Source organism: Paenibacillus sp. FSL R5-0527, assembly GCF_038008055.1.
GTDB classification, from domain to species: domain Bacteria; phylum Bacillota; class Bacilli; order Paenibacillales; family Paenibacillaceae; genus Fontibacillus; species Fontibacillus macerans.
Genome location: NZ_JBBOYI010000001.1, coordinates 2,144,494 through 2,158,455, shown reverse-complemented (window position 1 = coordinate 2,158,455; position 13,962 = coordinate 2,144,494). Strand labels below are relative to the sequence as shown.

8 protein-coding genes and 1 pseudogene are annotated in these 13,962 nt (G+C 57.2%); 3 read left to right on the top strand and 6 right to left on the bottom strand.

Annotation, left to right across the window (positions count from 1 at the left end; all coding sequences use genetic code 11):
* Nucleotides 1-44: 44 nt before the first annotated feature.
* The 3 genes from NYE69_RS09500 to NYE69_RS09490 form a co-directional block, all read right to left on the bottom strand.
* On the bottom strand, nucleotides 45-1,031 hold the full coding sequence (locus NYE69_RS09500; RefSeq protein ID WP_340925955.1) for a M56 family metallopeptidase: 987 nt from the start codon (nucleotides 1,029-1,031) through the stop codon (nucleotides 45-47).
* A complete protein-coding gene (locus NYE69_RS09495) occupies nucleotides 1,028-1,411 on the bottom strand; it encodes a BlaI/MecI/CopY family transcriptional regulator (protein WP_063836327.1) in 384 nt (127 codons plus the stop codon). Before NYE69_RS09495 ends, NYE69_RS09500 begins: the two co-directional genes overlap by 4 nt.
* Before the next feature lie 628 nt (nucleotides 1,412-2,039).
* Nucleotides 2,040-4,799: a glycoside hydrolase family 2 protein gene (locus NYE69_RS09490; RefSeq protein WP_340925954.1), complete on the bottom strand. Its 2,760-nt coding sequence runs from the start codon at nucleotides 4,797-4,799 to the stop codon at nucleotides 2,040-2,042.
* Between the two features lie 176 nt (nucleotides 4,800-4,975).
* Between NYE69_RS09490 and NYE69_RS09485 the strand changes: the two genes are divergently transcribed.
* Nucleotides 4,976-5,908, top strand: coding sequence for an ArsR/SmtB family transcription factor (locus tag NYE69_RS09485; protein WP_340925953.1), 933 nt, complete (start codon nucleotides 4,976-4,978; stop codon nucleotides 5,906-5,908).
* A gap of 262 nt (nucleotides 5,909-6,170) precedes the next feature.
* On the opposite strand, the gene alr is transcribed toward NYE69_RS09485, so the two are convergent.
* The gene (gene alr, locus NYE69_RS09480) at nucleotides 6,171-7,322 is read right to left on the bottom strand and encodes an alanine racemase (RefSeq protein WP_340925952.1); all 1,152 of its coding nucleotides are present in this window, start codon (nucleotides 7,320-7,322) and stop codon (nucleotides 6,171-6,173) included.
* 121 nt (nucleotides 7,323-7,443) lie between these two features.
* On the opposite strand from alr, the gene NYE69_RS09475 reads away from it, so the two are divergent.
* Nucleotides 7,444-8,688 carry a PucR family transcriptional regulator gene (locus NYE69_RS09475; RefSeq protein WP_340925951.1) on the top strand — a complete coding sequence of 415 codons (1,245 nt, stop codon included), beginning with the start codon at nucleotides 7,444-7,446 and terminating at the stop codon, nucleotides 8,686-8,688.
* A gap of 172 nt (nucleotides 8,689-8,860) precedes the next feature.
* Complete coding sequence (ald, locus tag NYE69_RS09470) at nucleotides 8,861-9,994, top strand: alanine dehydrogenase (protein WP_340925950.1); 1,134 nt, start codon at nucleotides 8,861-8,863, stop codon at nucleotides 9,992-9,994.
* Between the two features lie 1,252 nt (nucleotides 9,995-11,246).
* Here the strand turns inward: ald and NYE69_RS09465 are convergent.
* Both NYE69_RS09465 and NYE69_RS09460 read right to left on the bottom strand, forming a co-directional pair.
* Nucleotides 11,247-12,431 carry a pyridoxal phosphate-dependent aminotransferase gene (locus NYE69_RS09465; protein ID WP_445744824.1) on the bottom strand — a complete coding sequence of 395 codons (1,185 nt, stop codon included), beginning with the start codon at nucleotides 12,429-12,431 and terminating at the stop codon, nucleotides 11,247-11,249.
* 353 nt (nucleotides 12,432-12,784) lie between these two features.
* Nucleotides 12,785-13,717: pseudogene (locus NYE69_RS09460) on the bottom strand (D-alanine--D-alanine ligase); the annotation flags it as partial.
* Nucleotides 13,718-13,962 lie beyond the last annotated feature (245 nt).

Genomic DNA, 13,962 nt, shown 5'->3' with positions numbered 1-13,962 from the left:
TTCATTCATTTTTTATTTTTCCCCTACTTTCACGAATAGAACTACTATAACATGTGTCGCTCGAACAAGCGCGGGTGGCAACCGTTAGCGTACTGTTTCGCTTCATCAGAACCGATGTAAGAGACGGTTTTCGCATCGCAGGATAACTCTTGATCTTCCCTCATTTTGCGATAGGCGTACCACAGTACCGGATTGAACCAGTGCATGATCAGCAAAACCGTCATTGCCCAGTTGACGGCGATATCCTTCCGTTTGTGATGAACCAGTTCATGGAGGAATATATACTTGATCTCATTTGCGGAGAATTGGTCTGCGATGGTCGCGGGCAGCAAAATTTTGGGCGACCTTAGTGCGTGCAGCGCCGGGCCGCTTCCTTGGTCCGTCATCCGCAGTGAAATTTTACGGCGGACACCAAGCTTGTGTTGGCAGGACTGCAGCAGCTCCTCCAGTTCCGGATTTACCATTCCATTGGAGCCAATGACAATACTCTTGGCAAACCTGCGGTTGATGCGGAACAAATAAACGGACAGAGCGATGACGCCGGCAAGCCATAATCCGAACAAACCTGCGTAAATTCCATCTTTGGGGGTTAATCCAGCGGGCTGCCGGGACGAATCCGCCGGCTCGGCCGGGGCCGCCGCAGTCTTCGTCTTGGCCGCTTCGCCGCCAACCTCGGCCACACCGTTCGGCAAGGTCTCTTCCGCCGCCGGTTCAGCCGCGTCCGGGCCGGGCTGCCGCTGCTCCGCTACCTGCGTAATTAATGCGTCGATCCTGCCGCTTGGCTCGGAGAGGGAAAACAGGTTATACATGCTGATGGAGCTTTCGGGTGCCCACGGAAGCAAGGCCCGAAGGAGGACAATCAACCAAAGCGCGTACTGCCATTTGATCGGGAGCCACTCCTTGAGCGCCCATTTGAGCAGCAGCACCAATCCGACCAAAATGGAGACCATAACCGAGATTTGAAACAGCCAGCCCAAAAAGCCGGGCAACCACCTCAGCAGGGGCATTACCGCGTTCCATACCATGGTCATTGCCGGTCCGTCTTTTCATCGAGAATTTGTTTGAGTTCCTTGATTTCTTCCTCAGTAAGCCGTTCTTCCTTTAGAAACTGCACGAACATCGGCTTCAGCGCTCCTCCGTACAGCCTTTTCAGAAACGACTTGCTCTCCGCCCTGATACATTCCTCTTCGGTCACCAATGGTGAGTACAGGTACGTCTTCCCCTCCTTGTGGAAGCCGAGCGCTTTCTTCTTCAGCAAGCGGTTGATCAAGGTTTTGACAGTGGCCGGCTTCCAGTCTTTATCGTCGCTGAGCGCTTCTATTACGTCGTTCGCTGAAGCCGGCGAGCTTTGCCAAAACACCTTCATCACTTCCCATTCGGCTTCGGAAATCCGCGGAATTTGCGACATCATAAACTCCTCCTATTTAAGTTTACATATGTAATCGATCGATCGAATCAAAGTTTACAATTGTAAACGGAATGTGTCAAGAAGTGTATTTTCCAACGGTGCATCGTTCAACTTATAGCGAAAGGCCCAACAAAAAAGAAACAGCGGCAGGGAAAGACCCAAGAATAAGGTCTCGTCTGCCGCTGTATCTCTATAGTGATGCGCGCTTCTGACCACAAACTATTCTAACGGTTGCCACAAGCGCTATTTGTGCCAGGAACGCTGATTCGAAATTGTAACGGTTGCCATGGAGCTTATTTCGCCCAAAACCGGCTGCTATTACCTGAATTCAGGTAAATAACGTCGATTACAACCGTTAGAGTTTGGAAAAGGTCTTTTTTCGGAAAATAGCGGCGGCTGCAACCGTTAGATTTCCGTCGAGAATACCACGGGCTACCGGGGGATACCAGGAGATACTAGGAGATACTAGGTACTGCCAGGTACTGCCAGTAGAGACAAGGATCTACCAGAGCTACTCATCGAGCTACCCGCCGGATTACCCGCTAGATTACCCACCAGATTATTCGCCGGATCACTCGCTAGATTACTCGCCGGCTACCCGGCAGGTTACCCGGCCGATCTACCGAACCGCTTAACGATAACAAACGAGAATATCCAGCGGATAACGCCCGGCGTTCCGCCCGTACAGCGCCAGCCCACCTTCGCCCGCCCGAAGCTCCAGGCGGAAGCTGCGGCTGCGGTCCAGCTTGGCGGCGATTCGCCCCGGCACCTTCACCTTGCACAAATAACCGTATGATCCCGCTTCATCCAAACGGTTCGCCACCGGCTGGTAGTGCCAGGACAATACGCCGCGGCTGTCCGCCGGATCGTCGGGCAAGTGAATGGTTCCGGCCGGCTCCCCGTCGATGCACACAGTGACCTCTGACTCATGCCGCTCTTCGTCCGTCATGTAGTACGTATTCGGATTGTGCTCCACATCGGCGGCGGCGCCATGCATAAAATGGATGCCCGTCTCGCGGGCTTTGGCGCCTTCGATGTTGCGGGCCAGCACTCTTTTGGCGCTTGCTTCAAACACGATTTCGATATCGCCGATCAACTCAATCCGCTCGCGCTCGGGAAGCCGTACCTCATAAGTGAACGCCCCGGCCCCCGCGCCGCTCACTTTGGCCCCCTGAATCGCATCCCAATGATGCGTAAACGATTGGCCGGCAAAACCGCCTACCGGCAGGCTGATGTGGCCGCAGCCAGCCTCATTAGTTCCGTCCGCCTCGCCGCCGCGTACGTCAAACGTGATGAAATTCCGGGTAATCGTGTCCCCCGCTTCATCCAATAAACGAACCGCCAGCACGGCCACGGCATCCCGGTTCGGCATCGTCAGGTTCAGCGGCGCAATCGGGGCTACGCCGTAGCCGCTCCATTCGATGGAAGCTTCACCGCGGTCGGCCGCTTGGCGCACGCCAAGCTGATCGTACCACAGCTCCCAGTCCAGCTTCAGTGCCCGGCCGTGGTAACGGTCGGAGTAACTGGAGCGCAGCAGGGAGACGGCAACCCGCTCGCCGTCATGTACCGTTTGGCACGGAGGCGCGTCGATGACGATAAAGTCGGGCGAATGCAGATCGGCAATTGTCATGCCGGGCACAAAATCGCCGTAGCCGAAGTCTTTGTCCGTGCCGTCGAGCCGGTAGTAGCCGTTGAATTCATTCGTCACGTCGCGGAATTCCGTAAATACGAACCCGCACATTTTGTCATGGCGGCGGAATTCGTTGAGCATATACCGGTAATGCCACGCCAGGTCGCTGTCGCCCGCGCCGTGCTCGATGCCCCAAACGTTGCCGCATTCGCTGTTCATCAGCGGCGCATCCGTCTGTACGTTCCCGCCGATAAAGTTGAGCTCGGACCCGGGATAGGTTTTCTCGACCACATCGCTCACGTGTTGCCGGACCTGTTCATACCCATTGATATAAAAATGCCAGGTATTGAGATCCGTTTCGACGTGGTCCCAGTTGCAGGCCGAATTGTCCTCCACCAGCCGCGTCGGGTCAGCTTCCTTGGCCCAACGGTACATCCGCCGCACCCATTCCTGGGTCTCCGGCAAATAATTCATATTGCCCGATTCATCCCCGGTCAAACTGCCGGCCGCTTTCCCCGATTTCAACCCCCACGTCTCATTGAACATCACCCAGGAAAAAATCGCGGGATGATTGTAATCCCGGGCGAGCACTTCACGGACTTCGCTTTCGTAGGCAGTTCGCGCCCGCTCATCCGGCGCGCCCCAGAAGCAGGGCATATCCTCCATCACGAGAATCCCCAGCTTGTCGGCCCAATACAGCTTGCGCGGCTCCTCAGGTTTGATATGAATCCGCACGAAATTCAGCCCGAGCCTTTTCATAAGGTAAATTTCGTTTCTCATTTCCTCGTCGCTCGGATACGTAAAATAGCCGGTTTTGTGATAAGACTGGTCGAGCGTGCCGTTCAAATAAACCGGTTTTCCGTTCAGCGTGATCCAGCGGTAATCGCGGTCCCCAAACCGGGCGGTGGCGATTTCGCGGATTCCGAAATAAGTGCTGACGCGGTCGCGGCCAAACGAACCGGACAAAACGATCTCCCCTTCATACAAAAAAGGGGTTTCCGGGCTCCACAAACGAGGATTTGCCACCGTAAAAGAAGTGCGGACCGTATTTTCGCCGGCCGTAAGCCGTACTGACTCGTTGTGGTTCACCGCACCTTCGACAAAGCGGAAGGACAATTCCGCTTCGGTATCCCCGCCGGAGATAATGAAAGACTCCACTTCGATCCGACCGTCCATGAACGTCCGGAACCTGGCTTCCCGGACAAAGCTTTCCGGGCGCGCCTCCAGCCAAACGGGCTGCCAAATGCCGCGGATTTCCCCGTACCCTTGTTTGCCGCGAGCCTGGTAATCTTCATCCCGGTCCTCCACGCGCACGACGATCGTGTTTTCTTTATCCTTTTTCCACGTGTCCGTCACTTCGAATTCGAATGCGCCATACCCGCCCCGATGCGATCCGGCATGAACGCCATTGACCCAAACATCGCAGCGGTAATCCACCGCCCCAAACCGCAAAAAAATCCGCGCCGGCCCAAACTCCGGCTGCCAAGCCACAGTCCGCCGGTACCAGCCGATCCCGGGCTCATTGACGCCGATGCCGGACAAAGGGCTCGACCAGGAAAAAGGAACCTGGATTTGCTCGCGAAAAGCCGGCGCTCCCTCGTTTTGCCAAGATTGGCCGATCCCCTCGTCGCTTGGATCAAAACGAAACGCCCACGCGCCATTCAGATTAAACCAGTCTTTCCGCTCCCAATCGGGCCGGGGAAATTCCGGACGGGGAATTGCCACTGCATCCGCGGTCATCGCTTGATTAAACATCGTCATTAGCCACACCTCTCTCCTAAAATCGCTATTAGTCCAACTTATATGGATGATTCCATTTGCCCACATCATAGCACGCGTATTACTTAATTGCAATGTACATTATAAATTTACAATATACATCTTTTATAGTACACTGGACACAGGTTTCATCCTTATGCAGAAAGGATTTTTTGTTGATGAGCGATCCCCACCGCCAAGAAACGATCCATTACCCCGCTTCGCGGATTCTCGATGTGGCCAAAGCGCTGTCCGGCGACGTGCGTCTGCGGATATTGGAGGCGCTCGGCAAACAGCCGATGAGCATCAATCAGTTGGCCGAAGCGCTGGGCGTCGCCCAGCCGACGATTTCCATCAACGTGCAGACGCTGGAGCAAGCCGGCCTGATCGTATCGGCGCAAGGCGCGAACCGGGAAAAAATCTGCTCGGTCACCTGCCGCTCCATTCTGCTGGAGCTGCCGACCCAGCCGGGCGAAGGCCTGCATCACATCGAGGAAATTCATATGCCGATCGGCATGTATTCGCTCAGTTCGGTGCAGCCCCCTTGCGGCATGGTCGGGCGCGACGGCAGTCTGATCGGCTCCCAGGACGATCCGCGGGTATTTTATATGCCGGAACGGACGGATGCGGCGCTGCTGTGGTTCGCCGAGTCGGGATACGTGGAGTATTATTTCGCCAACCCGCTGCCGCCGGGCGTGGAGCTTGAAGAATTAAGCGTGCGGGCCGAAGTCTGCTCGGAGGCCCCGGGGTTCCGGGATGCCTGGCCGTCGGACATCAGCGTAAGCATCAACGGCCACCCGGCCGGTACCTGGACGAGCCCCGCCGATTTCGGCGACCGCAAGGGCAAACTGACGCCCGAAAAATGGAAAGGCGGCACCGAATACGGCCAGCTTATCGAATGGCGCGTTACCCGGAGCGGCAGCTTTGTAGGCAGCGCCCCTGGCTCCGCTACCACGCTTGGCGCGCTTGATCTTGCCTTCAACAAGCCGATCCGCGTCCGTTTCGAAGTCCGGGAGGATGCCGTGAACAAGCGGGGCCTTAATTTGTTCGGCATTGGCTTCGGCGATTATCCGCAGGATATCGTGTTATCGTTTAAACGCAGCAGCAATTAATCATACGTCAATTAAAAAGCAAGCAGCCGCACCCCTTCATTTTTCAGGGCGGGCTGCTTGCTTTTTGTTCGCGGCCGGGGAATATGCACGTAACAAAATGTAACATACTTTAAATAGATGCATACTTTTTTCAATATGAATGACTATTTCAAGTGCGGAAAATCATCTTTTTCGGATAAATCAAACTAATAATCCCTTTACTAAACTGGATTTTTCAATTATCATGTGAGTGAAATGGCACTTTTTCTAACATAAAAAACAGTTATCCGTAAATGCGGGGAACTCTTTGCCCGATCAGGCACACGACTTCATAATTGATTGTATCCATCAGTCCGGCCACTTCGTCGATGGCGATAAACGTCTCCCCATCACCGCCGAACAGGGTTACGACATCGCCGATTTGCGCGCCGCCCACCGCAGTGATGTCGAGCATCGTCTGGTCCATGCACACGCGCCCGATGATCGGGACTCGCTTCCCGCGCACCAGCGCCGATCCCCGGTTGGAAAGCGCGCGCGACAATCCGTCCGCGTATCCGACCGGCACGGTGGCGACCACGCGGTTCGCAGGAGCTTGATAAGTGCGGCCGTAACTGACGGTCCGGCCGGGCTCGATCGGCTGGATGGCGGTTATTTTCGTTTTAAGCTGCATCGCCTGACGCAGCGGGTAATGCGAGGTGCGCAGCCGAGGTGCGGGATACAAGCCGTAAAGAGCGATGCCGACCCGGATCATGTCGAGATGCATATGCGGAAAACGCATGGCGGCGGCGCTGTTGCAGCAATGCTTGAGCGGAACCGGCACGCCGGCGGCGTCCAGCGCGTCGATGCAGCGGCGGAACCGCTCAAATTGCCGCTCGGTAAACCGGGCATCCGGTCCGTCCGCATCGGCGAAATGGGTAAACAGTCCCTCGAGCGTGATCCAGGGGCAAGACTGCGCTTGGCGGGCCAAATCAACGGCCGCCTCGATCGAGGTTAGCCCGATGCGGGTCATCCCCGTCTCCAGCTTGAGATGAATACAGGCCCGCCGCTGCTGCCGCTGGGCGCTGTCCATAATTTCGTCCAGCACTTCCTTCGTATACACGGTCATCGTAATATCATGCCGGATCGCGGTTTCGACGGCATGCGGCGGCGTGTACCCCAGCACGAGAACCGGCTCACGGATGCCCGCCGCTCTTAATTGCAACGCCTCATCCACCAGCGCCACGCCCAAATACTCAGCGCCTGCCGCGATTGCGGCTTGCGCGGTTTGCACGGCCCCATGGCCGTAACCGTTCGCCTTGACCACGGCCATGACCCGGCAGCTTTCAGCCGCCTGCCGGCGGAACAGCTTCGTGTTATGGGCGACGGCCGCCAGGGAAACTTCCGCCCAAGTATCGCGATAACCGACGGTATTTGTGTTTTCTTTTACCGATATCATGGAATGGCCTCTTTCCGTTTTGGGATTTGAAATCATATAATATTCCGCAATTAGAAATTTGAAATTCGAAATTTGAAATACGCAATAATCCGCTAATCTGGGAAACACGAAGGTGATGCCAATGCGCCGAGAACCAACTTTATTTGACTTTTACGCCGACAATCTGGAGATGCTGGCCGAAACGATCGGCGAGACGCTCGGCCGTCCCGTGACGATCGAGGACGCGAATCACCGGCTCGTCGCGTATAGCTCGCATGCCCCGGATACGGACCCCGCCAGGCTGGCGACCATCGTCGGGCGGCGCGTGCCCGATCAGGTCATCAGCAGCCTTTGGCATGGCGGCGTCATCCGCCGTTTGCTGGAAAGCGAAAAACCGGTGCGCATCGCCGCCATTCCCGACGTCGGGCTCAGCGAGCGGGTAGCGGTCGCCATCCGCTCCAACGCCGCGGTGATCGGCTTCATCTGGGTGCTTCAGGCGGGCAAGCCTTTCACCGATGAAGAGATGTCCTTGCTGGAGGCCGCTGCGTCCGCCGCACGGAATAAGCTGGTGCAATGGCCCCTGCAGCGGCACAAGGAAGAAGCGGCGCATAAAGATTTTTTCTGGCAGCTGCTGACCGGACATATCCGGACCGAGGCCCATATTCGCGAGAAAGCCCAAAGCATCGGCATCGTCCTGCCGGCTCTTTTTCACATTGCCGTCCTGGAATTTACTTCTGCCATCCAAGAACGGCAACAGCAGCAGGCTCTTGAAAACTTCGCTTCGTCCGCGGCCCATTGCCGCATCGTACTTTGCGTAAGCGATAAAAACCAACTGATCCTGCTGTCCGCCCCCACCGTGCACAAAACCAAAGCCGCGATCGGCCGCCAGCTCGAGCTCGCCGACGGAAATTTGCGAGCCCGGTTCGGAGCGCGTTATGCCGGACTGGCCAGCGGAAATCTTTACGAAGAATACGGAAGACTGGAGACGAGCTACCGGGAAGCGCTGCTGCTGCTTCAAGTGAAACGGCGTTTGCCGGAGGAAACGTCCCGCCTCCATTATTATTCCGATCTGGGTTTTTACCGCTACTTGCCGCTGATCTGGGAAGAGGCCGGCAAGCACAGCTTCGAAAACGAAAGCCTGGTCAGGCTGCGCGCTTATGACCGGGAGCATCACGGCGAGCTGGTTCATTCGCTCGAGGTATTTCTAGCCCATGACAGCAATGTCAAAGCCGCCGCGGACGCGCTGCACGTTCACGCCAATACGTTAAACTACAGACTGAAACGAATCGGCGAGATCGGAGGCATCGACTTGACCGATATGGAACAAAAAGTGACGCTCTACCTGGACTTCAAAACGGAGAAATTCGGCGGCGGCCGCGATTTGTGAAATTGCACAAACCCGGTCCCTTTTTTTGTTGGATCTCCATAAACACAAAGAATTTCACCTGTCCTATACTGGTGTCAGATTAGTTTACAGCTATGCCGTTAAGGGAACAACTTATGACAAACCGGCATGTTTGTGTTAACTAAAGTGACGAACTGACGAGGAGGAAGACAAGATGATCATCGGGGTCCCCAAAGAAATCAAAAACAACGAAAACCGGGTGGCGCTGACGCCTTCGGGCGCGTATTCGCTCGTTAGCGCAGGTCATCAAGTGTTTATTGAAAAAAACGCCGGCGCCGGCAGCGGCTTTACGGACGCCGAATACACCGCCGCGGGAGCCCGGCTGGTCGGGCAAGCCGCCGATGCCTGGTCGGCGGAGCTGGTCATTAAAGTGAAGGAGCCGCAACCTTCGGAATACACTTATTTCCGGAAGGATCTGATCCTGTTCACTTATTTGCATTTGGCGCCTGAGCCCGAGCTGACGGCGGCGCTTCGTGACAAAGGGGTAACCGCCATCGCCTACGAAACGGTTGAGGTGAACAAAACGCTGCCGCTGCTGACGCCGATGAGCGAAGTTGCCGGGCGGATGGCCGTGCAGATCGGAGCGCAGTTTCTGGAGAAGCCTTATGGCGGCAAAGGAATCTTGCTCGGCGGAGTTCCCGGCGTGAAGCGCGGCAAAGTAACGATCATCGGCGGTGGCGTCGTCGGGACGAACGCGGCCAAAATCGCCGTCGGACTTGGCGCTGAGGTGACGATCATCGATGTGAACCCCGAACGGCTCCGCCAGTTGGACGATATTTTCGGCGCCCGCCTGCAAACGTTGATGTCCAACCCGCAGCATATCGCCGAAGCTGTGGAAGAATCGGACCTGGTGATCGGCGCGGTGCTGATTCCGGGCGCGAAGGCGCCAAAGCTGGTGCGGGAAAATATGGTCAAGGCGATGCGCCCGGGATCGGTAATCGTCGACGTGGCCATCGACCAGGGCGGCATCTTCGAGACGGTTGACCGGATCACGACGCACTCCGATCCGACCTACGTCAAGCATGGCGTCGTTCACTACGCCGTCGCCAACATGCCCGGCGCCGTGCCGCGGACGTCGACGTACGCTCTGACCAACGCCACCCTGCCCTACGCGCTGGAGCTCGCCTCCAAGGGGCTCCACGCCGCGCTTAACGACCGCCCCGCGCTGCGCCGCGGCGTGAACGTGGCGGGTGGCGCGATCACCTACGACTCCGTGGCGAGGGACCTGCACTATGACTACGTGCCTGTGGAGCAAGCGCTGGAGTTAAGCGGAAGCCTCGCGCGGTAACGTGTGGGACTTCCGCCGTTGGGCGTTGGAGCCTCGCGCGGTGACGTGCGGGGCTTCCGCCGCTGGGTGTTGGGGCCTCGCGCGGTGACGTGCGGGACTTCCGCCGTTGGGCGTTGGGGCCTCGCGCGGTGACGTGCAGGGCTTCGGCCGTTGGGTGCTGGAGCCTCGCGCGGTGACGTGCGGGGCTTCCGCCGTTGGGCGTTGGAGCCTCGTGCGGTGACGTGCGGGACTTCCGCCGTTGGGCGTTGGAGCCTCGTGCGGTGACGTGCGGGACTTCCGCCGTTGGGTGCTGGAGCCCTCACGTGGCGACGTGCGGGACTTCAGCCGTTGAGTGGGAGCCCCGCCGCGAGGTCATTCTAGCTCTATCAAGCACAGATTTCTAGGTTGAGCCCAAAAATAACGGCAAAAAATGTCGCTATTCCGACGATATTAGTTCATTTGAGGGAAATAGAGGCAATTTGTGTCGCTATTTTCCCCCATCGCAAGGAAATGTCCCCGTTCTGGACCATTCACAGGAAAATAAGTACATAAAATGCCGCTAATGGAACGAACATGCCAGAGCACCGGATATTAAGTACATAAAGTACCGCTATTTTGTTGGCTGACAGCCGGTCGTATCGGTAGCCAACTATCAAGCACCTATTTCTAAACTAATTTCTAAACCGGGCCCGTAAATTTACTGCTACCCTCCTCTTTTTGCCTTTCCTTCGAAAACAAGCAGACTAATTGCACAAATTTGCACTTAATCAGACACCGTGGCAGCATTTCCGGATAAGTAGCTGTATGTTGTTTTTCAACTAGTTCTTCAACCATAGCGACCTGGAGCGAGAAGCGGGCGCACTTGATGGGGTGATCGCTTTACCACACTCTCGATGGAGTAATCTACTTTGCCATTCGCCCGACGGGTAATCACTCTGCTGCACGCTTGTTGGGAGAATCGCACTACCACGCTCTCGATGGAGTAATCTACTTTGCCACTCGCTCGACGGATAATCACTCTGCTGCACACTTGTTGGGGGAATCGCACTGCCACACTCTCGATGGAGTAATCTACTTTGCCACTCGCTCGACGGGTAATCACTCTGCCGGACACTTGTTGGGGGAATCGCACTACCACACTCTCGATAGAGTAATCTACTTTGCTACACGTTTGAGGGAGTAAGCCCTCTACCACAGCCTGATGAAGTGGTCTACTTTGCTGCCCGCTCTGCCACACGCCTGACGGAGTGGTTGCCTTGCCGCCCCGCAGCGATCAGATTACGCCGGCGCCAATGCCTAGGCGGCGCATCAGGGGCTCCATCCGCTCCAGCGCCATGTTCAGGCTTTGCGTTCCCGCCGCGTAGGAGAAGCGGATATGCCCTTCACCGCCCGCGCCAAACACATGGCCGGGGACGGCGGCGACGCCCGCTTCCCGGAGCAGCAGCTCGGCGAACTCAGCGGAGCCGAGTCCCGTGTGCGCGATGGAAGGAAACGCGTAGAAGGCGCCCCGCGGCTCATGGCAAGGGAGGCCGAGCTCCCGCAGCCCTTGGACGAAGCTGCGCCGGCGCCGGTCGAACGTTTCCTTGATCCGCTCCTTCGCCTCGAGGCCATGGCGCAGCGAGGCGAGCGCGGCCACCTGGCCGAGCGTCGGCGCACACATCGCCGTATATTGGTGGATTTTGAGCATGCCGGCCATCAGGTCACGGTTGCCGCAAGCAACGTAACCGACCCGCCAGCCCGTCATGGCAAACGCTTTGGAAAAACCGCTGACCACCACCGTGCGTTCCTTCATCCCGGGCAGCGAAGCGATGCTGAAGTGCTTCCGGCCGTAAGTCAGTTCGGCGTAGACTTCGTCCGAGATGACGATCAGGTCGTGTTTGATCGCCAGCTCCGCCACCGGACGCCAATCCTCTTCCGTCATGATGGCACCTGTCGGATTTCCCGGGAAATTGACGATCAATACTTTGGAACGAGGCGTGATCCGCTTGGCTAAAGCGGCCGCAGTCAGTTTAAACCCCTGCGCGGTCATGGTTTCCACCTCGACCACGTTTCCGCCGCAAAATTGTGCGATTGACGGATAAGCTACATAGCCCGGGGCCGGAATGAGAATTTCATCCCCGGGGACCGTGCAGGCCCGAAGCGCCAGATCAACGGCTTCGCTGCTTCCCACGGTTATCATTAATTCGCTTTCCGGTTCGTATCCCAAGCCAAAGCTCTCCTTCAAATAACCGGCAAGCGCTTCTCTCAACTCCGCCATACCGCTGTTCGCCGTATACCCCGTCCGCCCTTCGTTCAACGCCCGAACGCAAGCTTCACGCACCGGCTCCGGCACGGTGAAATCAGGTTCTCCTACGCCAAGCCGAATCGTATCGGCCCTTTCCCCGCTCAAATCAAAATATTTCCGGATGCCGGACGGCGGCACCTGCCGTACCTGCGGGGCGATCCAATCCCGGGACATCATGACAGCACCTCCAACCGAATTTTTCCGTCCTCGGGGAACGGCTTTGGCCAACTTGCTTCTTTCAACGCTGGTATCGCCTGTTTTACCGCTTCTTCCGACGCTGGTATCGCTTGCTTTACCGCTTCTTCCGACGCTGGTATCGCTTGCCTTACCACTTCTTTCAACGCTGGTGCCGCCTGCTTTACCGCTTCTTCCAACGCTGGTATCGCTTGCCTTACCGCTTCTTTCAACGCTGGTATCGCTTGCTTTACCGCTTCTTTCGACTCTGGTATCGCCTGCTTTACCGCTTCTTTCGAAGCTGGTGCCGCCTGTATGGGTGTTTCCGCCAACAACGACGCCGCCCCGCCCCTTCGCTCCAGCAGCGACAGCCCGATGATGCGGTCCAGCAGTTCCGCATAGGATATCCCGGCTGCCAACGCGCTTTTGGGCAACAGGCTGGTTGCCGTCATCCCCGGCAAAGTGTTCACTTCCAGCACATACGGCACGCCGTCCTTCAGGATCATGTCGATTCGCGCATAAACGCCGCACTTCAGCATCCGATAACAGGCGAGCGCCACATCGCGCACGTGCGCCTCCGTCTCGGGAGGCAAAGCGATGGGAAGTTCCTCCGCCCCGCCCACACTGTATTTGGCGCGATAATCGAACCATGCCGCTCCATTCGCCCGGATTCCCAAAATCGGCAGCAGCTCTCCCCCTAAAACGGAGCAGGTGATCTCCTGGCCGTGAACCATGGATTCCACCACCACCGACCGATCCCAGCGAAAAGCCTCCTCAAGCGCGGCGCGCAGCTCTCCTTCGCCATCAACCCGCCGCACCCCGATGCTGGAGCCGCCGCCGTTGGGTTTTACGAATAAGGGATAGGCCAGAGCCAAATCCGGACTCCCGTTCCCGCGGCTGCCGCCGGACGCAGCCGGCGTTTCGCTCCATGACGAGCGCTCGAGGCAGACCCAATCCGGCGTAGCAATCCCTTCGGCCCGCAGCAGCCGCTTCGACAAATCCTTATCCATACACAGGCTGCTGGCCAAAACGCCGCTGCCGGAGTAAGGAATGCCCAGCGTCTCCAACACGCCCTGTACCGTCCCATCCTCGCCAAAAGCGCCATGCAGTGCGAGAAGCGCGAAATCGATCCCCCTCACTTTATCGATCAACTCTTCCCGGCGGGAAATCTCGATCGGCAGCACCTCATATTTACTGCGGTCCAAATGAACCGCCATTTCTTTGCCGGTCACCCGTGAAACTTCACGTTCCGAGGAGACGCCGCCCATAATAACGCCTACCTTCATCCCTCATCGCTCCTTTAGCCACCGTAGATTTCACGCCATCCGGCGCCACTTCTCAACTCTATAAGTTGAACTATTGACTGTATGCGGCAGGGCAGCCGTGCGAAATCTTCTTACGATGCACCTTCTGTGCACCTTCTACGTACCTGCCGCGCACCTGCCGTGTACCCCCCGCGCACTTACCCGTATACCCGCCGCGCACCTGCCGTATACCCGCCGCGCACCTGCCGTGTACCCGCCGCGCACCT